Raw genomic sequence first — 19697 nt, forward strand, 5'->3', positions numbered from 1 at the left:
TCGGCCAGGCCCCCGGGTGTGTGGCCTCGGGCTGACCCCCGGGTGAACGTCCGACGCCGGCCCCCGGCGGCATCGGGGTCGACCGGCCCGGGGCCGCTCAGCGCAGGGCGGTGACCGTCCGGACGGCGTCGACGATCGCGTCCGCCGCGGCGTCGAGCAGCGGGGCGTCGGCGTCCGGGCCGAACGTGCAGCGCAGGGCCGTGCGGGCCTCGTCCTCGCTGAGGCCCAGCGCGAGCAGGGCCGGGGACGGCTCGGCGTCGTGGGCCGAGCACGCGGACCCCGCCGAGGCCAGCACGCCCCGGCGGGCCGCCTCCTCCAGCACCGACTCGCCGTTCACGCCGGGCAGCACGAACGAGGCGTGACGCGGCAGCCGCCGCGCGGGATGGCCGGTCAGCCGCGCGTCGGGCACGAGCGCCCGGACGCCGTCGAGCACGCGCGCCGCGAACCGGTCCCGCAGCCCGGACCACGCGTCCGCGGCCGCGGTGCGCTCCGCCTCGGCCTCCTCGAAGGCCGCCGCGAACCCGGCGGCACCGGCCACGTTCTGCGTCCCGGACCGCCGGCCCCGCTCCTGGCCGCCGCCGGGCACGAGCGGTTCCAGGGCGTGACCCGGGCGCACCCACAGCGCGCCGACCCCCTTGGGCCCGCCGACCTTGTGCCCGGACAGCGCCACCAGATCCGCCCCGAGGGCGCGCACGTCCACCGGGATCTGCCCCGCGGCCTGCACCGCGTCCACGTGCAGCGGCACGCCCGCCTCCCGGGCGACGGCGGCCAGCTCGGCCACCGGCTGCACCGTGCCCACCTCGTTGTGGGCCAGGTGCACGCTGACCAGCGCAGTGTCCGGGCGCAGGCGGGCGGCGAGGTCGTCCGCGGAGGTCAGGCCGTCACGGTCCAGCGCGAGGTGCTCGACCTCGACGCCGTGCAGCCGGGCCAGCTGGTCACAGGACTGCCGCACCGCGCTGTGCTCGATCCCCGTGGTCAGCACGTGGCCCGCCGGGCGGCCGGCGAGGATCCGGGCGCGCACCGTGCCGAGCACGGCGAGCGCGTCGGCCTCCGTGCCGCCCGAGGTGAACACGACCTGCCCGGCCCGGGCGCCGATCGCGCAGGCCACCCGCGCGCGGGCGTCCTCGAGCAGGGCCGCCGCCGCCCGGCCGGCCTCGTGCGCCGAGGACGGGTTGCCGTAGACGCCGGTGAGTGCGGGCCACATCGCCTCCAGTGCGCTGCGCCGGACGGGCGCGGTGGCCGCGTGGTCCAGGTCGAGGGCGGTGCTCATCGGCGCGCCGAGACCTCCTCGACCACGGCGTCCAGGCCCAGGTCCAGGGACCGGACGGTATGGGTCAGCGCCCCCACCGAGATCACGTCCACGCCCGTGGCCGCGATCGCCCCGATCGTCTCGAGGCTCACCCCGCCGGAGGCCTCGACGACGGCGCGGCCCGCCACGAGCTCGACGCCGGCCCGCAGCTCGGCCGGCGAGAAGTTGTCCAGCATGATCGTGTCGACCCCGGCGGCGAGCACCGCCGGGATCTGCTCGAGCCGGTCGACCTCCACCTCCACGTGGGTGGTGTGCGGCAGGCGGGCCATCCCGGCGCGCAGGGCCGCGGTGAGGGCCTCGCCCGGGTCGCCGGCACCGCCGAACCCCAGCGCGGCCAGGTGGTTGTCCTTGAGCATCACGGCATCCGAGAGGCTGAAGCGGTGGTTGTGCCCGCCTCCGTCCCGCACCGCCTGCCGTTCGAGCACGCGCAGACCCGGGGTGGTCTTGCGGGTGTCCACCACCCGCGCGTGCCCGCCGCCGGCGCGCACGGCGGCCACGTGGGCGGCCGTCGTCGTGGCGATCCCGGACAGGCGCTGGACGAGGTTCAGCGCCACGCGCTCGGCGCGCAGCACCGAGCGGGCGGGGCCCGCGACCTCGGCGACGACGGCGCCGGGGGACAGGTCGGCGCCGTCGGCCAGGTGCAGGGTGACGGACACGGCCGGGTCGACGAGCCGGAAGGCGGCCTCGAGGGCGTTCGTGCCGGAGAGCACCCCGGCCTCGCGGGCCACCACGCGCGCGGTGATCCGGGCCTGCTCCGGGACGAAGGCCTCCGAGGAGACGTCACCCCAGGGCGCGTCCTCGGCGAGCGCTGCGGCCACGATCCGCTCCACGTCCGGCCGCGGGGCCGGTGTCGTCGGGGCGCGGTCGGCCGGGGTCACGTCCCAGCCCCGGCGGACTGCGCGGCCGACTGCTTCGGCGCGACGGCCAGCATCCGCTCGAGCGCGGTGCGGGCCGGGTCGGCCACGGACGCGGGCACGGTGATCCGGTTGACCACGCGGCCGGCCACGAGCTCCTCGAGCACCCACGCGAGGTAACCGGGGTGGATGCGGTACATCGTGGAGCACGGGCAGATCACGGGGTCGAGGCAGAAGATCGTGTGCTCGGGGTGCTGGGCGGCCAGGCGCTGCACGAGGTTGATCTCGGTGCCGATCGCGAAGGTCGAGCCGGCCGGCGCCGCCTGGATGGCCTTGACGATGAAGTCCGTGGACCCGGAGGAGTCCGCGGCCTCCACCACGGGCAGGGGGCACTCGGGGTGCACGAGCACCTGGACGTCCGGGTGCTCGGCGCGGGCCTGTTCGATCTGCGCCACGGTGAAGCGGCGGTGCACCGAGCAGAAGCCGTGCCACAGCAGGACCTTCGCGTCCCGCAGGGCGTCCTCGGAGTTCCCGCCCAGCGGCAGGCGGGGGTTCCACGTCGGCATCTGCTCGAGTGGGATCCCCCTGGCGCGGCCCGTGTTCCGGCCCAGGTGCTGGTCCGGGAAGAACAGGACGCGCTGGGCACGCTCGAACGCCCAGTCCAGCACGGCCGAGGCGTTGGAGGACGTGCACACGATGCCGCCGCGCTCGCCGACGAAGCCCTTGAGGGCCGCGGAGGAGTTCATGTAGGTCACGGGCAGCAGGGGCACGCGCCCGTCGTCGTCCGGCTCGGTGCCGTAGACCGCCTCGAGCTGCTCCCACGCATCCTCGACCGAGTCCAGGTCGGCCATGTCCGCCATGGAGCAGCCGGCGGCGAGGTTGGGCAGGATGACGGCCTGGTCCGGGGTGGAGAGAAGGTCCGCGGTCTCCGCCATGAAGTGCACGCCGCAGAACACGATCGCCTCCGCCTCGGGCCGGCCCTGGGAGGCCCGCGCGAGCTGGAAGGAGTCGCCCACGAAGTCGGCGTGCTGGACGACCTCGTCGCGCTGGTAGAAGTGGCCCAGCACGACGACGCGGTCGCCGAGTGTCTGCCGCGCGGCGCTGATCCGGGCGTGGAGCTCCTCGTCGGAGGCCCGCTGGTACTCCTCGGGGATGCGGCCCTGCACGGGGGCGTCGGCCGGGACGGCGTCGTCCTGCGATGCGCCGGGGCCGTAGGCGGGCAGGCCGGCGTCGAACGCCCAGGGGCCGCGGGTCAGGTCGGGGGAGCACGAGGAGCCGCGCGCGGCGTCCTTGTCGATCAGGGTCAGGGTGCGGGCCACCGAGGCGGTGGTCCCGGTCGGGGTGGTCATGGGTGACTCCTGGGTCGGGGCTGGTGGGTCAGCGGCGGGCGTCCGGCCCGGCGGGATCGGGGTCGGTCCCGGGCCCGGCGGGCCGGTAGCGGTAGAGCTTGGGCGGGCGGTGCGGGGTGCCGCCGCGGACCTCGCCGGTCTCCTCGAGGGCCCCGGCGGCGAGGGTGGCGCGGCGGAAGTTGGCGGCGTCGAGGCCGCGGCCGAGGACGGCCTCGTGCACGGCGCGCAGCTCGGCGAGGGTGAAGGAGGGCCCCAGCAGCGCGTGCCCGACGCCGGCTCGCGGCAGGTCCGCGCGCAGGCGCGCCACGGCCGCCGCCAGGATCTGCGCGTGGTCGAACGCCAGCGCGGGCGGCGCGTCGGCCCGGTGCCAGCGCACATGGACCCCGATGGGCAGCCCGGCCACGTCCGGGTCCGGGCTGGACGCCGGGGCGGCGCCGTCGTCGTCCAGGGCGGGGCTGAGCGCCCAGTGGGCCACCGTGAGGACGCGTCCGGTGGGGGAACGGTCCACGGCGCCGAACGCCGCCAGCTGCTCGAGGCGACGGACGGGACCGGGCACGCACTCGGCGGCCACGCGTGCGGCGACGTCGGCCAGCTCCTCGTCCGCGCCGAGCCACGCGCCCGGCAGCGCCCACCGGTCCAGGAACGGCTCGCGCATCCGCGGGACGAGGGCGACACAGAGGCGGGGCACGCCGTGCGGGTCCGGGCGCACGCCGAAGACGGCCGTGGACACGGCCACGCTGACGCGGGCCTCAGCGACCGGCATGGGACCTCCCGGGGCGGACTGGCGGGGCTGTTCTGGTCAGTATGACACTGTTCGCGCCCATCTCAGAGGGTCGAGATGACTGTAAGGCGGGGGAGGCGCCGGCGCGGTCCCGCGCTAGCCTGAGTCGGGTGAACACGACCGCCGCCGCCTCCGACCCGTCCGACGCCCCCCTGGCCTCCACCCGCATCGGGGAGGGCCCGCGCCGCGTCGCGTTCCTGCACGGCCTCATGGGCCGGGGCCGGAACTTCACCGGCCCGGCCAAGGAGCTGGGCGACGACTTCACGGTGGAGCTGATCGATCTGCCGGACCACGGCGCCTCGCCCTGGACGGGCCGGGTGGACTACCGCGAGATCGCGGACCGGGTGGCCGCCCACCTGCGCGCCGGCCTCGCCGCCGACGGGCCGGTCCACCTGCTGGGCCACTCGATGGGCGGCAAGGTCGCGATGGTGCTCGCCCTGCGGCACCCGGAGCTCGTGGACCGGCTGATCGTGGAGGACATCTCCCCGCGGCTCTCACCGCAGGCCACGGACGAGTTCGTGCACCTGCTGGGCACCATGCTGCGCATGGACCTGGACGCGTACGACTCGCGGGCCGAGGCCGACGCGGCCATGGCCGAGCACGTCCACGACGCGCGGGTGCGCGGCTTCCTGCTGCAGAACCTGCGGCGCACGGCCGGCCACTTCGCATGGCAGCCCAACGTGGCCATGCTCTTCGAGCACCTGCGGGAGATCGGCTCGTTCCCGGACCCGGTGGTCCCCGAGGATCCGGAGCGCGTGTTCGACCATCCGGTCCTGTGGCTGGCCGGCGCCGAGTCGGACTACGTCCAGGACGAGGACGTGCCGCGGATGAAGGAGCTGTTCCCGCGCGTCGTGCGCGTGACCGTCCGTGACGCCGGCCACTGGCTGCACGCCGACCAGCCCGAGGCCTTCGTCTCCGCGGTGCGCACCTTCCTCACCGCCGACTGACGGGGCCCGTCGGAAGACGGAGCCAGCGTTGAGGCCCGCAGACGCGCCGCTACATTCCGTGCGTAGCGGCGCGTCTGCGGGCCTCAGCGTCGGGCGCGGGTGGTGGCGGACCCGTCAGCCGCCGCATCAGTGGGCGGGCGCGGCCTTCTTTCCGCGCAGGCGTCCGACGAGCAGGACCACCCCGAGCGCGACCGAGCCCCAGAGCAGGCCCCACACAGCCGATGTCGCGGTGTCCGTGAGCCAGCCGAGGAACGCGCCGGCGGCGTGCGTGACGGGCTCGACGATCCCGTGCTGCACCGCGTAGGGCCACGGCACGCCCAGCGCGTCCAGCTCCACGAGCGCGATGTGGCCGCCCACCCAGAGCATCGCCACGGTGCCGATGACGGTCACCACGCGCAGCACGTGCGGCATGGCCTTGACCAGCCCGGCGCCGAACGAGCGGCCGCCGGAGGTCGAGGCGTTCTGGTGCAGGTGCAGGCCGACGTCGTCCATCTTCACGATCAGCCCCACGGCCCCATACACGCCCACGGTGATGAGGACGGCCACCACCGCCAGGACCGCCGCCTGCATCCAGAAGCCCAGGTCGGCCACCTCGTTCATGGAGATGACCATGATCTCCAGGGACAGGATGAAGTCCGTGGTGATGGCCCCGCGCACCACGGTGTCCTCGGCCTCCGGGCCCCGCTCGACGGCGGGCTCCTCGTCGTCGGCATGCCCGTGGCCGGTGAGCTTGCCCCACACCTTGTGCGCGCCCTCGTAGGACAGGTAGGTGCCGCCGGCCAGCAGCAGCCACGGCAGGATCCAGGGGGCGAGCCAGTCGAGCAGCAGCAGCGCGGGCAGGATGAACACGAGCTTGTTGCGCAGGGAGCCCTTGGTGATCCGCCAGATCATCGGCAGCTCGCGGGCCGCGGCCGCGCCGGCCATGTACTGCGGGGTCACCGCGGCGTCGTCGACCACCACTCCCGCCGCCTTGGCCGCGGCGCGTCCCGCTCCGGCGGCCACGTCGTCCACGCTCGCGGCGGCGAGGCGGGCGAGGGCGGCGACGTCGTCGAGCAGGGCTACGAGTCCGACCATGGTTCCTCCTGGGGTGGGGCCGGCGGGCGCGTCGGTGCGCGGGCAGGGCGCAGGTCGAGCATAGCGGCGAGGACGGACACGCACCGGCCCGGCCCCGTGGGGACCGGGCCGGTGCGTGCGCGACCGACGAGGCCGCCGGTGGGCTCAGGCGTCGTTCTCGGTGGTCTCCACGGGACGGGAGCCCAGGCGGCCGTCGATGCGGAGCAGGCCCGAGCCGTCGTCGCCGACGAGCTCGAGCTGGCCCACGATCTCGGAGACGGTGGCCTCCTCCTCGATCTGCTCGTCGAGGAACCAGTTCAGCAGCGGGCGCGAGTTGAGGTCGCCCGCGGACTCGGTGGCCCGGTACAGCTCGCGGATCGCCTCGGAGACCTTCTGCTCGTGCGCGAGCGCGGCCCGGAAGATCTCCAGGGCCGACAGGCCGGCCTGCACGGGCGGGGCCGGGATGGCGCCGATCGTCGGGACGCTGTCCCGGTCGGCGACGTGGTCGATGAACTTGTTCGCGTGGACGATCTCCTCGTCCGCCTGATGCCGCAGCCACGCGGCCATCCCGGACAGGTCCAGGTCGTCGGCGGCGATCGCGAGCTGGCGGTAGACCATGGACGCCTCGAACTCGAGGGTGATCTGGTCGTTGAACTTCTGCAGCAGGTCATCGGTGAGCTTCATGCCTCGAACTCTAGGCAGGCGGCCGGGGCGCGGTGAAGGCGCGCCCGCCCCTCATCGAGGAGCGACGACGGCGGGCGCCCGGTCCTGCTGGATTCGGCGGCCCGCGACCCCGGCCCTAGGCTGGGCGCCGTGTCCGAGACCCACCACGCCCGCCCGGGCGTCGACCCCGCGTCGACGCCGCCCTCCGACGTGCCGCGGGGCCCGGGAGGCCGGGACGCGCTCGTGCGCCGCCGCGTGTTCCGGACGCCCCTGCTGCGCCGCGTGGTCTACGCGGTGGTCTTCGAGCTGCTCGCCATCCTCTTCACCACCGTGATCCTGGCGGCGCTCGGCAACGGCGGTGGGCCCTCGCTCGCCGTGGCGGTCGTGTCCTCGACCGTGGCCCTGCTGTGGAACATCGTGTTCAACTCGGTGTTCGAGACCTTCGAACGCCGCCTCGGGATCACGGGCCGGCCCTGGTGGGTGCGCGTGGCCCACGCCGTCGGCTTCGAGGGCGGGCTGATCGTGTTCCTCGTGCCCGCGGTGGCGCTGATCCTCGGCATCGGGCTGGGGGAGGCGTTCCTCATCGAGGCAGGCCTGCTCGTGTTCTTCCTCGTCTACGCCGCGGTGTACGCCTATGCGTTCGACTCGGTGTTCGGCCTGCCGGACTCGGCCGCCCGCGCCGATCCCTGACCCGCCGATCGGATCAGGCGCGGCTCAACGGGACGCCGGCAGCCCCAGGAACGCGCGGATCGCGGGCATCTCGCGGCGCACCTGGTCCAGGCCGAGCTCGTGGGCGGCGGCCAGCTTGGCCACGGACCGCTCGCCGTTGGCGATGGGCATGGTCTCGGGCGCGAACAGATAGGCCCGTCCCTGCCGCTCCATCTCGAACAGGCGCTCGCGGGTCGCGTTGTACCGGCGCCAGCGCGTGAGCAGGGCGTCCGCGACGGCGGGGTAGCGCCGGAAGGTGCGCTGGTAGAACGAGGGGAACCGTTCGGGCCGTTTCACGTACCCGCGCTCCCGCGTCAGGACCACGAGGACCTTCTCGAACCCCGCGTCCTCCGCCGCGGTCAGGGGGATCCCGCCGTCCACGCCGAGGGCGCCGTCCACGAACACGGTGCCCTCGGCATGCACCGGGGGCATGAGGACCGGCATCGTGGACGACGCGCGGACGCGGACCATCAGGTCGGTCAGGGTGGTCATGTCGGAGCGGTCCCACCAGCGGGTCTCGCCGCTCGCGGCGTCGAACCCGCCCAGGACGAGCCGGGCGGGGTTCGCGCGGAACGCGGCGAAGTCGTAGGGCAGGTCCGCCTCGGGCAGGCCGGCGTGCTCGTAGATGTACTCGGCGTTGAAGAGGCCCTTGCCGCGCAGGAAGCTCAGCCAGTTGCCGAACCGAGGATCGTCGGCGAAGTCCACGAACGAGCGCCGCGCACGGGCCGGGTCGCGGGACAGGTAGTTCACGGCGTTGGACGAGCCCGCCGAGATGCCGGCCACGAAGTCCACGTGGATCCGCTCGCGCAGCAGCTCCGCCACCACGGCCGAGGTGAGCGCGGCGCGCATCCCCCCGCCCTCGAACAGCAGCGCCGTGTCGGTGACGTTGGACGTCATGGGCTCGGTCATGGTCGGTCCCTCCGTGTTCGCCGTCCGCCGAGCAGGGCGCGGGGCGCTCCCGTCCGGCCGCGCCCATCCTAGGCTGTCCCCATGGCGACGACCCACATGAAGAGCACCCCCGTCCACACCGTCGGTGGGCTGCCCCAGGTGGGTGCCCCCGCCCCCGACTTCACCCTCACCGGGGCGGACCTGTCCCCGGTGACCCTGCGGGAGCTGCGCGGCCGTCGCGGGATCCTGAACATCTTCCCGTCCCTGGACACCGGCGTGTGCGCCGCCTCCGTCCGCGAGTTCGACTCCCGCGTCGCGGACCTCGGGGACACCACCGTCGTGGCCGTGTCCGCGGACCTGCCGTTCGCCGCCGCGCGCTTCTGCTCGGTCGAGGGCATCGACCACGTCCGCAGCGGCTCTGTGTTCCGCTCGTCGTTCGGCGACGACTACGGCGTGCGCATGACCGACGGTCCGCTCGAGGGCCTGCTGGCCCGCGCCGTCGTCGTGGTCGATGCCGACGGCGTGGTCCGTCATGCCCAGCTCGTCCCCGAGATCTCCGAGGAGCCGGACTACGAGGCCGCCCTGGCGGCCGCCCGGGGCTGAGCGTGACGCCGCCGGGCTGGCCGCCGCGCGCACGACGCTCGCCCCTGGCGTTCGTCATCGCGCTGTTCGGCGTGCTCGGCGCGCTGGTCCTGGCCGGGGGCCTCACCGCGCTCCTCGCCGGCCGGATGGTCGACGTCGCCGCGGACTCCACCCCGACCGTGCCCGCCGCCGAGGCCCCCGCCCGGGAGGCGGGCGAGCTCGCGGCGGGCCTGACCCACATCCACGACGGCGTGACGGTGGACTGGTCCGCATCGGCCCACGACGGCTCGTCCCTGGACCCGGGCCAGCCGGTCGCGGACGCCCCGGGCATCCTCCTCGTGGAGACCGCCCTCGGCGCCCGCACCGGCACGGGGACGGGCATGGTGCTCTCCCCGGACGGGCTGGCGGTGACCAACTACCACGTGGTCGAGGACTCCTCGGAGGTGCACGTGGTGGTCGCGGACACCGGCGCGCGGCACACGGCCACGGTGCTCGGGCGCGATGCCGAGCACGACATCGCGGTGCTCGACGTCGAGGGCGTCTCAGACCTGCCGGTGGCCAGCGTCTCGCTGGACCCGATGCGGCGCGGGGACCAGGTGGCCGCCGTCGGCAACGGCGGGGGCCAGGGCTATCTGACGGCCGTGCGCGGCACCGTGCTCGGCACGGACCGCTCGATCATGGCCGCGGCCGAGGGCACCGATCAGTACGCGCGCCTGTCCGGCCTGATGCAGACGGACGCGGACGTCGTGCCCGGCTACTCCGGCGGCCCGGTGGTGGACGACGCCGGCCAGGTGGTCGGCGTGACCGTGGCGGCCAGCGACGGGACCACCGCAGACGAGGTGGACGGCTTCGCGATCCCGCTGGAGGTGGCCTTCGACGTGGTGGACCAGGTCCTCTCGGGCGAGGAGACGGACACCGTGAGCATCGGCGCGGACGGCGCCCTGGGCATCATGGTCGGCGCGGATCCCGACGTCGGCGTCGTGGTCATGCAGGTGGACGCGGGCTCGGCGGCCGAGCAGATCGGCCTGGTCGAGGGCGATGTCATCCTCGAGATCGAGGGGCGGACCGTCGGCGACGACGCCTCCCGGATGTCCCGCCTGGTCAACGACCACAACGTGGGGGACCGGATCACCGTCCAGTGGCGCACCGCCGACGGCGAGGTGCGCGAGGCCGAGGCGGTCCTGCAGCCGGCCCTCGTGAACTGACCGGCCCCCCGGCTCTCAGGAGAGCAGGTCCAGTGAGAGGGCCATCGCGGCCACGCCCAGCAGCACGCCGCCCAGCGCCGCGGCGCGGCCCCCGGCCGCCCGGGCGGCGGGCAGCAGCGCGTCGAGGCTCACGGTCACCATCACGCCCGCCACGGCCGCGAAGACGGCGGCCACGAGCGCGGGTGTGAGGAACGGGGCCAGCAGCAGCCAGCCGATCAGCGCGCCCAGCGGCTCCGCGATCCCCGTGAACGCGGCCCACGCGAAGGCCTTGCGCCGCGATCCGGTGGCCTGCCGCACGGGCACGGCCACGGCCACGCCCTCGGGAACGTTGTGCACGGCCATCGCGACGGCCAGCGCGAGGCCCACCGACGGATCCTGCAGGGTGCCGGCGAAGGTGACGAAGCCCTCCGGCAGATTGTGCAGGCCGATCGCCAGGGCCGTCACCGTGCCCAGGCGCAGCATCCGCCGCCGGTCCAGGCCGGCCGGGTCGTCGACGTCGCCCGGCATCTCCGAGACGGGGTCGGGGACGGCGCGCTCGAGCAGCACGTAGGCGCCTGCGCCGAGGATCAGGGCGGCCACCGCGACGGCGGTCGCCGCGGGGCCGACCGCCCCGCCCAGCCCCTCGACGGCGGCCGGCAGCATCTCCAGGAAGGAGACCGCGAGCATGACGCCCGCGGCGAGGCCGAGGGCGGCCCCCAGCCCGCGGCCCGAGGGCTCGCGTCCGACGATCGCCAGGACGCCGCCCAGCACCGTGGCCAGCCCGGCGAACGTCGTGAGAGCGAGCGCGGTCCAGAACGGGTCCACGGGGGAGGGCCTCCTGACGGGCGGCGGGTGGGGTGCGACCATCCTAGGGACCACAGGAGGAGACCATGACCGAAACCGCCACCGGCCCCGGATTCGCCCTGCCCCGGGGCGTCGAGCCGGGCCGCGCCGTCATCGTGGGCGCCGGACCCAACGGCCTGACCGCCGCCGCCCTGCTGGCCCGCGAGGGCTGGGAGGTGGACGTGTTCGAGCGGGCCCCGGTGCCCGGCGGTGCGTGCGCGTCCGCGCCGGTGCTGGGGGAGGGGACCGTGGTGGACCTCGGGGCGGCGGGCCATCCGTTCGGCGTCGCCAGCCCCGTGTTCCGGGAGCTGGGGCTGACGGACCACGGGCTCGCCTGGCTGCACCCGGCCGTGCCGATGGGACATCCGCTGCCGGACGGGCCGGCCGCCCTCCTGCACCGGGACCTCGAGGCCACCGCCGCGGGTCTCGGCGTCGACGCGCGGGCCTGGCGGGCCGTGCACGGGGCCCTGGTCGACCACGTCGACGAGATCCTGGCGGGCGCGCTCGGCCCGGTGCTGCGACCCCCGCCCCATCCGGTGGCGATGGCCCGCTTCGGCCTGCGCGCCCCGTGGCCGGCCGATCTGCTGGGCCGGGCGATGTTCCGCACGGAGGCCGCCCGCGCCCTGTTCACGGGCTCGGCGGCCCACGCGATCCTGCCCTCGAGCCGGCCCCTGACGGCGGCGTTCGGTGCGCTTTTCGGCGCGCTCGGGATGAGCTCGGGCTGGCCGGTGGCGCGCGGCGGGTCGGGGGCGATCGTCGACGCGCTCGTGGCGGTGCTGCGGGCGCACGGCGGGCGCCTGCACCTGGGTCACGAGGTCACGGACCTGCGCGCGCTGCCCGCCGCGGACGCCGTCGTGCTGGACCTGACCCCGCGCCAGGTGCTGCGCGTCGCCGGCACGGGCCTGCCGCCGCGCTACGCCGCGGCCCTGCGCCGGTGGCGCCCCGGGCCGTCCGTGTCCAAGGTCGACTTCCTGCTCGACGGGCCGATCCCGTGGCGCGACGCCCGGCTCGCGGGCGCGGGGACGGTGCACCTGGGCGGGACCGCCGCCGAGATCCGGCGGGCCGAGGACGACGTCGCGGCCGGCCGGATGCCGGCGCGGCCCTTCGTCATGCTCTGTCAGCAGCAGGCGGCGGACCCCACACGGGCCACCGGGCCCGCCCGGGGGCACACGGTCGTCTGGTCCTACGCCCATGTGCCCCACGGCCACCCCGGCGACGTCCGTCCGCTGATCGAGGCGGAGGTGGAGCGGCACGCACCCGGCTTCCGGGACCGGATCCAGGCCGCGGTCGCGATGCGCCCGGCCGATCTGGAGGCGTGGAACCCGAACCTCGTGGGCGGCGACATCGCGGGGGGATCGCTCGCGGGAGCGCGTGCGCTCCTGCGCCCCACTGCGTCGCCCCGGCCGCACCGGGCGGGTCGGACCGGGCTGTATCTGGCCTCCGCCTCCACCCCGCCGGGCGCCGGCGTCCACGGCATGGGCGGGGCGTGGGCCGTGCGGACTCTGCTGGCGGACCGTCGTCGCTGACCGCGCCGCCGCCCGGGCGGAGCGGCGCCGTGCCGGGGTCTGCCGGGGTGTCGGCGACCGCTGTGCGACACGGCTGAGACGGATCCGGATCCGGACTTTCGCGAATCGGAATGTGCCCGCTACAGTGTGGTCCATCTCACGGAACGTCCCGTCTCGGCGGAACGGCCCGGGGGTCGTCTCGCACCATCGGATCCCCACAGGGATGCGGGCGCGCGACGTCCTTGCACCTCTCATGAACGGAAGCACCTTCCATGAAGTACACGAAGCTCTCCGCTGCCGCGGCCCTGGCCGCCGGCTCGGCCCTCATCCTCTCCGCGTGCGCCCCGGGCGGCGGCAACGCAGGCGAATCCAGCAACGGCTCCGGCGCCAGCCAGGGCGGCGACTCGGGCGCCGGCAACGTCATCGAAGGGGACAAGGGCCAGAAGCTCACCGCCGAGGCCTCCGGGCCGGAGATGGCCGACCTGGGCGACGTCAAGACCCAGGACGGCTCCATCGCCTACTCGGTGGGCGCCGACGACTTCCTGTCCTACAACGGCCTGCAGTCGAACACGTACACCACGTACAACTCGGCCGTCGCGGACCGCATGTTCTCGTCCTTCTGGTACTTCGGCACCGACGGCTCGATCATCCCGAACGAGGACTTCGGCACGTACGAGAAGACCTCGGACGACCCGCTGACCGTGAAGTACACCATCAGCGACGACGCCAAGTGGTCCGACGGCACCCCCGTCACCGCCGGCGACTTCATCGTGCACTGGGCCGCGAACAACGACACGGTCAAGGCCGAGGGTTCCGAGACCCCGCTGTTCGACTCGATCTCCTTCGAGCAGGGCAAGTACATCCCGGAGGCGCCCGAGGGTGAGGCCGACGGCAAGGAGTTCACCGTCACCTACGCGGAGCCCTACGCGGACTGGGAGATCCTCATCAGCACCGCGCTGCCGGCGCACGTCATCGCCGAGGAGGCGGGCATGAGCTTCGAGGAGCTCGTCACCGCCGCGAAGGAGAAGGACGTCGAGGCGCTCACCCCGGCGGCCGAGTTCTGGAACGACGGCTGGGACTTCAGCCCAGGCGAGCTGCCGGACGCCTCGCTGGTGCCCTCCATGGGCCCCTACAAGTTCAAGGACGGTGGCTGGCAGGCCGGCCAGTCCATCACCCTCGAGGCCAACCCCGAGTACTGGGGCACCCCGGCGGCCACCAAGGAGCTCGTCCTCCGCTTCGCCGACCCGAAGACCCACGTGCAGGCCCTGCAGAACGGCGACCTCGACGTCATCGAGCCGCAGGCCACCGTGGACACCCTCCAGCAGCTCGAGGGCCTCGGCGACGACGTCAACGTCCAGACCGGTGACCAGCTGACCTGGGAGCACGTGGACTACAACCGCGGCGAGGGCTCGGTCTTCGCCGACTCCCCGGAGCTGCGCGAGGCCTTCGCCCTCTGCCTGCCCCGCCAGCAGATCGTGGACAACCTGATCAAGCCGATCTATGCGGACGCCCAGGTCATGAACCTGCGCGAGGTCTTCCCCTTCCAGGACAAGTACCAGGAGGTCGTGGACGAGGCCTACCCGAAGGAGATGGACGAGCCGAACATCGAGAAGGCGAAGGAGCTCGTCGAGAAGTCGGGCGTCTCCACGCCCACGGTCCGCCTCGGCTACCAGGCCGGCAACCAGCGTCGTACCGAGACCGTCGCGCTCATCAAGAGCTCCTGCGACCAGGCCGGCTTCGACGTGCAGGACGCCAACTCGCCGGTGTTCTTCAAGGAGGTCATGCCGGCCGGTGACTACGACGCCGCCCTCTACGCCTGGGCCGGCTCGGGCCAGAAGGCCTCCGGCGCGAACATCTACCAGTCGGACGGCGCTCAGAACCAGCAGAGCTACAACAACCCCGAGGTGGACGCGGCCTGGGACAAGCTCGCCACCTCGCTGGACGAGAACGAGCAGCTGGAGCAGGTCAAGACCATCGAGAAGCTGCTCTGGGAGGACTTCCAGGCCATCCCGCTGTACGCTCACCCGGGTCTGGTCGGCCACAAGGCCGACGTCGCCAACGTGCGCGACACCGCCGCCCAGTCGGGTGCGCTGTGGAACGTGGAGCAGTGGGTCCGCGTCCAGGAGTGACGCCCCGCTGACCTCTGACCCGGCGGTCCGCCTCCCGCGGACCGCCGGCGTCGGGATCGAGGACAGAGCCCGGCCGGGCACCGGCCGGGCTCTGGCCGTGAACCGCGGCAAACCCGCACCCCTCCCTTTCCCTTGCACTCGCACGGAAGGTCACCCCCTGTTGTGCTGAAATTCATCCTCAAGCGCCTCGGCAGCTCCCTCCTGGTGCTGTTCGGCGCGTCGATCCTGCTCTTCTTCCTCGTGGCCCACTCGGGTGACCCCCTCCAGGACCTGCGAGAGTCACAGAACCCCAACCGCGAGACCCTCATCGCCGCCCGCACCGAATTCATGGGGCTGGACCAGCCCTGGTACGCCCGGTACTGGGACTGGCTCCAGGGCATCGGCGGCTGCGTCACCGGTCAGTGCGACCTCGGCCTCAGCCGGAACGGTCAGTCCGTCGGTGACCTGCTGAGCAACGCCGCGGCCTCCACGCTGCGCCTCGTGGTGCTCGCGACCGTCCTGGCGATCATCATCGGCATCGCGATCGGCATCGTCACCGCGATCCGCCAGTACTCCGGCCTCGACTACGTGGTCACGTTCCTGATCTTCCTCTTCTTCTCGCTGCCCGTGTTCTGGGCGGCCGTGCTCCTGAAGGAGTACATGGGGATCCGGTTCAACGACTGGATCCGCAGCCCCGAGCTGAACTGGCCCCTCCTCATCGGGGTCGCCGTCCTCGCGGGCCTGGTCCTGCAGGCCGTCATGGCGGGCGACCTCAGGCGGCGCGCCTTCACGTTCGGCGCCACCGCCGCGTTCATCCTGCTCGCCGGCTGGGTGCTGTTCGCCGTCGACTTCTGGCGGCATCCGCAGATGGGCCCGGTCGTGCAGCTGGTCATCGGCCTGGCCGCCGCCGTCGGCGCCACCGCGGTGATCTCCGGTCTGCGCAACCGATCGGTCCTCAAGGCCGCCCTGGTCACGGCCGCGATCGGCCTCGTCGCCTACTACGCCACCTACGGCCTGCTGTGGCGGACGCCGTCCGCACTGCTGCTGGCCGGCCTCGGCGTCATCCTCGTGCTGGTGGCCATCCTGGTGGGCCGCCTGCTCGGCGGCTTCTCCAAGGGCTCGGCCGTGTCCGCCTCGCTGGTGACCGCCCTGATCATGGGCGTGGCGATCGTGGCGGAACACCTGATGAACTACTGGCCGACCTTCCTGAAGGTCAAGCCGCGCCCGATCTCCACGATCGGCTCGGGCACCCCGAACCTGGACGCCCACTTCTGGGTGGTGTTCCTGGACCGCGGTGCGCAGCTTCTGCTGCCCACCATCCTGCTGACCATCATCTCGGTGGCCACGTACTCGCGGTACACGCGCTCCTCCATGCTCGAGGTCTCGCGCCAGGACTACATCCGCACCGCGCGCGCCAAGGGCCTGCCGGAGCGCCAGGTGATCCTGAAGCACGCGTTCCGCAACTCCCTGATCCCCATCACCACGATCATGGCCTTCGACTTCGCCGGCCTGATCGGCGGCGCCGTGATCACGGAGCAGGTGTTCGGCTGGAAGGGGATGGGCGAGCTGTTCGCCACCGGCCTGCACGACGTGGACCCCATGCCCGTGATGGCGTTCTTCCTCGTGACGGGCACCGCCGCCGTGCTGATGAACCTCGTGGCGGACGTGCTCTACGCCGTCCTCGACCCCCGGATTCGAGTGTGAGCCAGATGACCACCAACAACTCCTCGACGACGGGCGCGCAGCTCGACGAGAAGCAGATCTTCGACCTCGCGGAGGCGGAGGACGCCAAGCTCCGCGCCAAGGCCGGGAAGTCCTACTCCCAGGGCGCCCTGGTCCGCAAGCGGTTCTTCCGCCACAAGGCGGCGATGATCTCCCTGATCGTGCTGGTCTTCATCACGCTGATGGCGTTCTCCTCCATCGGCTTCGCCGGCATCCCCGGCTGGTGGGACAAGTCCTACACGGCCGCGGCCTCCGTGGTGAACGGCGGTCGCCCGACGCTGTCGGTCGTGCCGCAGGCCTTCGGGGGCGAGGGCCTCCGCTGGGGCGAGCACCCCTTCGGCCAGGACACCACGGGCAAGGACTACTTCGCCCTCGTGATGCGCGGGACCCAGCAGTCCATGATCATCGCGGCCATCGTGGGCCTGCTCTCCACCGTGATCGGCGCGATCGTCGGCGCCGTGTCCGGGTACTTCGGCGGCTGGGTCGACTCCGTCCTGATGCGCCTGACCGACCTGATCATCGTCATCCCGCTGCTCGTGCTCGCCGCGGTGCTCGGCCAGATGGCCAGCGGCATGAAGATGGGCATCCTCCCGCTCGCGGTGGTGCTCGGCCTCGTGTCCTGGACGTCCCTGGCCCGCCTCGTGCGCGGCGAGGTCCTGTCCCTGCGCGAGAAGGAGTTCGTGGCGGCCGCCGTCGCCATGGGCGCCAAGCCGGGCCGCCTGATCTTCAAGCACCTGCTGCCCAACACGATCGGCGTGATCGTCGTGAACGCGACGTTCGCGATCGCGGGCGCGGTGCTGCTGGAGACCTCGCTGTCCTTCCTCGGCTTCGGCGTGAAGGCGCCGGACTCGTCCCTGGGCCTGCTCATCTCCGACTACCAGAACGCGTTCACCACCCGTCCGTGGCTGTTCTGGTGGCCCGGCATGATCATCCTCGCGATCGCCCTGTCCGTGAACTTCCTCGGCGACGGCCTGCGCGACGCCTTCGACCCGCGCCAGGGCGCGGGCGCCCACCGCAGGCCCCGCTTCTTCGGCCGCCGCGCGGCCGCCACCGAGGCCGGTGCGACGACGGCGGGCGGTCTGGCCGCGGCCCCGACGGCCGGTCGGATCGAGGCCCCCGTGGAGGAGGCCGGCGGGTCCGCACGGATCTCCGACGCGGACGAGGACGGTCAGCGATGAGCGCGAACGACAAGAAAGGCCGATCCATGTTCGGCAAGAAGAACGAGAACGACGTGACCGCCGGCGGGCAGGGCTCGCACGCGGCGTCGTCGGCCGACCTCGAGGCGCGCGGCGCCGCCGTGCCCGGCTCCTCCGGCGACGGCGGCGTGCCTCCGGGCCCCGCGACGAGCGCGATGGGCGTCGTGGCCCGCCACGACGACCTGGGCGGCGAGCCGGTGCTCGCCTTCCGCGACGTGGACGTGAAGTTCGCGACCGAGTTCGGCGAGGTGCACGCGGTCAAGGGCGTGACGTTCGACGTCAAGCCCGGCGAGGTCGTCGCCCTCGTGGGCGAGTCCGGGTCCGGCAAGTCTGTCACGAGCGCCACCGCCATGGGCCTGCTCCCGGGCAATGCGGACATCACCGGCTCCGTGCAGCTGGCCGGCCGCGACGTGCTCACCATGACCCCGGGGCAGCTGCGCGACATCCGCGGCGACGAGGTGGCGATGGTGTTCCAGGAGCCCATGACGGCCCTGAACCCCGTCCTCACCGTGGGCGACCAGCTCACGGAGGCCCTCGAGCTGCACGGCATCGCCTACGGCACCGAGGCGGACAAGCGCGCCGTCGAGCTGCTCACCATGGTGGGCATCCCCGACGCCGCCACCCGGCTCAAGCAGTACCCCCACCAGTTCTCGGGCGGCCAGCGCCAGCGCATCGTCATCGCGATGGCGATCAGCTGCTCGCCGAAGGTGATCATCGCGGACGAGCCCACCACGGCGCTCGACGTGACGGTCCAGGCCGAGATCCTGGAGCTGCTGCGCTCCCTGAAGAACAAGATGAACACCGGCATCCTGCTCATCACGCACAACATGGGCGTGGTGGCGGACATGGCGGACCGGGTGTGCGTGATGCTCCACGGCGAGCTCGTGGAGCAGGGCTCGGTGCACCAGGTGCTCCAGCACGCCCGGCACCCGTACACCCAGAAGCTGCTCTCGGCGGTGCCGCGCCTCGGCGAGCCCCTCGAGGTGACAGAGCCGGAGCCGGTCACGGCCACGCAGACGCAGGCCCGGTACGCGATCGAGGCGGAGAACCTCCACCTCGAGTACGACCACCGCGGCAAGAAGAACCGCGTGGTCCACGACGTCAGCTTCCAGGTGGCCCCGGGCGAGATCCTGGGCCTGGTGGGCGAGTCCGGCTCGGGCAAGTCCACCATCGCCAAGTCGGTCCTCGGCCTGCTCACCATCGCGGAGGGCTCGCTGCGCATCCAGGGCCACGACCTGGCGACGATGCCCAAGGCCGAGCAGCGCGCCCTGCGCAAGAACATCGGCGTGGTCTTCCAGGACCCGGCGGCCTCGCTGGACCCGCGGTTCCCGATCGGCGACATCATCACCGAGCCGATGGTCGTGCACAAGGTGGGGGACCGGCGCTCGCGCCTCGCCCGCGCCGAGGAGCTGCTGGACGCGGTGCGTCTGCCGCGCTCCGTGGTGAACCGGTACCCGCACGAGCTCTCCGGCGGTCAGCGCCAGCGCATCTCGATCGCCCGCGCCCTGACCCTGGACCCCCAGGTGCTCATCGCGGACGAGCCGACCTCGGCCCTCGACGTGTCCGTCCAGGCCGCCGTGCTGGACATGTTCGCGGAGCTGCAGCAGCGCTACGAGTTCGCGTGCCTGTTCGTGTCCCACGACCTCGCGGTGGTGGACATGCTGGCCCACAAGGTGCTCGTCCTCAAGGACGGCCGCCAGGTGGAGCAGGGCCCCACGGAGGAGGTGCTCCACCGTCCGAAGGAGGAGTACACCCGTCGCCTCCTGGCGGCGGCGCCCGTGCCGGACCCGGACCAGCAGGCGGAGCGTCGCCAGGAGCGCCGCGAGTTCCTCGCCTCCCTCGGCGAGGGCGTCTACTGACCGCGCGGGTCGGCGGCGGGCGCGTCCCGCCGCCGGCCCCGGGCCCACCGGCCCGCCTGTCCACGGCGGCCCCTGCGCGTACAATCGCACGGGGGCCGCCGTCGTCGTGCGCCTCCACCCCTTTGATGTCGAACCGGACAGGACGC

General features: G+C 73.4%; 17 protein-coding genes. 9 read left to right on the forward strand and 8 right to left on the reverse strand.

Annotation, left to right across the window (positions count from 1 at the left end; all coding sequences use genetic code 11):
• Nucleotides 1-97 precede the first annotated feature (97 nt).
• From J1M37_RS03775 to J1M37_RS03790, 4 genes are read right to left on the reverse strand one after another with little or no spacing between them, the layout of a single operon-like run.
• Entirely contained in the window at nucleotides 98-1270 is a 1173-nt protein-coding gene (locus J1M37_RS03775) for a cysteine desulfurase family protein (RefSeq protein WP_206452134.1), read from the reverse strand.
• Nucleotides 1267-2187 (reverse strand): carboxylating nicotinate-nucleotide diphosphorylase, encoded by a 921-nt coding sequence (gene nadC, locus J1M37_RS03780; RefSeq protein WP_206452135.1) that lies wholly within the window; start codon nucleotides 2185-2187, stop codon nucleotides 1267-1269. The genes J1M37_RS03775 and nadC overlap by 4 nt, the downstream gene beginning before the upstream one ends.
• Nucleotides 2184-3512: a quinolinate synthase NadA gene (nadA, locus tag J1M37_RS03785; RefSeq protein WP_206452136.1), complete on the reverse strand. Its 1329-nt coding sequence runs from the start codon at nucleotides 3510-3512 to the stop codon at nucleotides 2184-2186. Before nadA ends, nadC begins: the two co-directional genes overlap by 4 nt.
• A gap of 28 nt (nucleotides 3513-3540) precedes the next feature.
• On the reverse strand, nucleotides 3541-4275 hold the full coding sequence (locus J1M37_RS03790) for an NUDIX hydrolase (protein ID WP_036316445.1): 735 nt from the start codon (nucleotides 4273-4275) through the stop codon (nucleotides 3541-3543).
• A gap of 128 nt (nucleotides 4276-4403) precedes the next feature.
• Here J1M37_RS03790 and J1M37_RS03795 point away from each other — a divergent pair, with 128 nt between their 5' ends.
• Entirely contained in the window at nucleotides 4404-5240 is an 837-nt protein-coding gene (locus J1M37_RS03795) for an alpha/beta fold hydrolase (RefSeq protein WP_206452137.1), read from the forward strand.
• Nucleotides 5241-5366: 126 nt separating this feature from the next.
• Here the strand turns inward: J1M37_RS03795 and J1M37_RS03800 are convergent, their stop codons facing one another.
• Complete coding sequence (locus J1M37_RS03800) at nucleotides 5367-6314, reverse strand: DUF808 domain-containing protein (protein ID WP_101965971.1); 948 nt, start codon at nucleotides 6312-6314, stop codon at nucleotides 5367-5369.
• A 144-nt stretch (nucleotides 6315-6458) separates the two neighbouring features.
• Nucleotides 6459-6977 (reverse strand): ferritin, encoded by a 519-nt coding sequence (locus tag J1M37_RS03805; RefSeq protein ID WP_200969197.1) that lies wholly within the window; start codon nucleotides 6975-6977, stop codon nucleotides 6459-6461.
• Nucleotides 6978-7106: 129 nt separating this feature from the next.
• Here J1M37_RS03805 and J1M37_RS03810 point away from each other — a divergent pair, with 129 nt between their 5' ends.
• Complete coding sequence (locus tag J1M37_RS03810; RefSeq protein WP_342345110.1) at nucleotides 7107-7646, forward strand: PACE efflux transporter; 540 nt, start codon at nucleotides 7107-7109, stop codon at nucleotides 7644-7646.
• A gap of 24 nt (nucleotides 7647-7670) precedes the next feature.
• Here the strand turns inward: J1M37_RS03810 and J1M37_RS03815 are convergent, their stop codons facing one another.
• Nucleotides 7671-8573 (reverse strand): patatin-like phospholipase family protein, encoded by a 903-nt coding sequence (locus tag J1M37_RS03815; RefSeq protein ID WP_115166044.1) that lies wholly within the window; start codon nucleotides 8571-8573, stop codon nucleotides 7671-7673.
• Nucleotides 8574-8654: 81 nt separating this feature from the next.
• Here J1M37_RS03815 and tpx point away from each other — a divergent pair, with 81 nt between their 5' ends.
• Nucleotides 8655-9155 (forward strand): thiol peroxidase, encoded by a 501-nt coding sequence (gene tpx, locus J1M37_RS03820; RefSeq protein WP_206452138.1) that lies wholly within the window; start codon nucleotides 8655-8657, stop codon nucleotides 9153-9155.
• 2 nt (nucleotides 9156-9157) lie between these two features.
• Nucleotides 9158-10339 carry a trypsin-like peptidase domain-containing protein gene (locus J1M37_RS03825; protein WP_206452139.1) on the forward strand — a complete coding sequence of 394 codons (1182 nt, stop codon included), beginning with the start codon at nucleotides 9158-9160 and terminating at the stop codon, nucleotides 10337-10339.
• Between the two features lie 15 nt (nucleotides 10340-10354).
• Here J1M37_RS03825 and zupT read toward each other — a convergent pair whose 3' ends face one another.
• Nucleotides 10355-11143 carry a zinc transporter ZupT gene (gene zupT, locus J1M37_RS03830; RefSeq protein WP_206452140.1) on the reverse strand — a complete coding sequence of 263 codons (789 nt, stop codon included), beginning with the start codon at nucleotides 11141-11143 and terminating at the stop codon, nucleotides 10355-10357.
• A gap of 65 nt (nucleotides 11144-11208) precedes the next feature.
• Here zupT and J1M37_RS03835 point away from each other — a divergent pair, with 65 nt between their 5' ends.
• The 5 genes from J1M37_RS03835 (at nucleotide 11209) to J1M37_RS03855 (ending at nucleotide 19551) form a co-directional block, all read left to right on the forward strand.
• A complete protein-coding gene (locus tag J1M37_RS03835) occupies nucleotides 11209-12687 on the forward strand; it encodes a phytoene desaturase family protein (RefSeq protein WP_206452141.1) in 1479 nt (492 codons plus the stop codon).
• 251 nt (nucleotides 12688-12938) lie between these two features.
• Nucleotides 12939-14795 carry an ABC transporter family substrate-binding protein gene (locus J1M37_RS03840; protein WP_206452142.1) on the forward strand — a complete coding sequence of 619 codons (1857 nt, stop codon included), beginning with the start codon at nucleotides 12939-12941 and terminating at the stop codon, nucleotides 14793-14795.
• A 162-nt stretch (nucleotides 14796-14957) separates the two neighbouring features.
• Nucleotides 14958-16478 (forward strand): ABC transporter permease, encoded by a 1521-nt coding sequence (locus J1M37_RS03845; RefSeq protein ID WP_073117066.1) that lies wholly within the window; start codon nucleotides 14958-14960, stop codon nucleotides 16476-16478.
• Between the two features lie 5 nt (nucleotides 16479-16483).
• On the forward strand, nucleotides 16484-17674 hold the full coding sequence (locus tag J1M37_RS03850) for an ABC transporter permease (protein WP_049147579.1): 1191 nt from the start codon (nucleotides 16484-16486) through the stop codon (nucleotides 17672-17674).
• Nucleotides 17671-19551 carry an ABC transporter ATP-binding protein gene (locus tag J1M37_RS03855; protein WP_206452143.1) on the forward strand — a complete coding sequence of 627 codons (1881 nt, stop codon included), beginning with the start codon at nucleotides 17671-17673 and terminating at the stop codon, nucleotides 19549-19551. The genes J1M37_RS03850 and J1M37_RS03855 overlap by 4 nt, the downstream gene beginning before the upstream one ends.
• Nucleotides 19552-19697 lie beyond the last annotated feature (146 nt).

The organism is Micrococcus sp. KRD012 (assembly GCF_017168555.1).
Taxonomy (GTDB): domain Bacteria; phylum Actinomycetota; class Actinomycetes; order Actinomycetales; family Micrococcaceae; genus Micrococcus; species Micrococcus luteus.

Coding starts and splice junctions, on each gene's coding strand:
- J1M37_RS03855 (WP_206452143.1), top strand. CDS start 17,671: ATGAGCGCGAACGACAAGAAAGGCCGATCCATGTTCGGCAAGAAGAAC.
- J1M37_RS03775 (WP_206452134.1), bottom strand. CDS start 1,270: ATGAGCACCGCCCTCGACCTGGACCACGCGGCCACCGCGCCCGTCCGG.
- J1M37_RS03850 (WP_049147579.1), top strand. CDS start 16,484: ATGACCACCAACAACTCCTCGACGACGGGCGCGCAGCTCGACGAGAAG.
- J1M37_RS03805 (WP_200969197.1), bottom strand. CDS start 6,977: ATGAAGCTCACCGATGACCTGCTGCAGAAGTTCAACGACCAGATCACC.
- tpx (WP_206452138.1), top strand. CDS start 8,655: ATGGCGACGACCCACATGAAGAGCACCCCCGTCCACACCGTCGGTGGG.
- J1M37_RS03835 (WP_206452141.1), top strand. CDS start 11,209: ATGACCGAAACCGCCACCGGCCCCGGATTCGCCCTGCCCCGGGGCGTC.
- J1M37_RS03790 (WP_036316445.1), bottom strand. CDS start 4,275: ATGCCGGTCGCTGAGGCCCGCGTCAGCGTGGCCGTGTCCACGGCCGTC.
- J1M37_RS03840 (WP_206452142.1), top strand. CDS start 12,939: ATGAAGTACACGAAGCTCTCCGCTGCCGCGGCCCTGGCCGCCGGCTCG.
- J1M37_RS03800 (WP_101965971.1), bottom strand. CDS start 6,314: ATGGTCGGACTCGTAGCCCTGCTCGACGACGTCGCCGCCCTCGCCCGC.
- J1M37_RS03815 (WP_115166044.1), bottom strand. CDS start 8,573: ATGACCGAGCCCATGACGTCCAACGTCACCGACACGGCGCTGCTGTTC.
- nadA (WP_206452136.1), bottom strand. CDS start 3,512: ATGACCACCCCGACCGGGACCACCGCCTCGGTGGCCCGCACCCTGACC.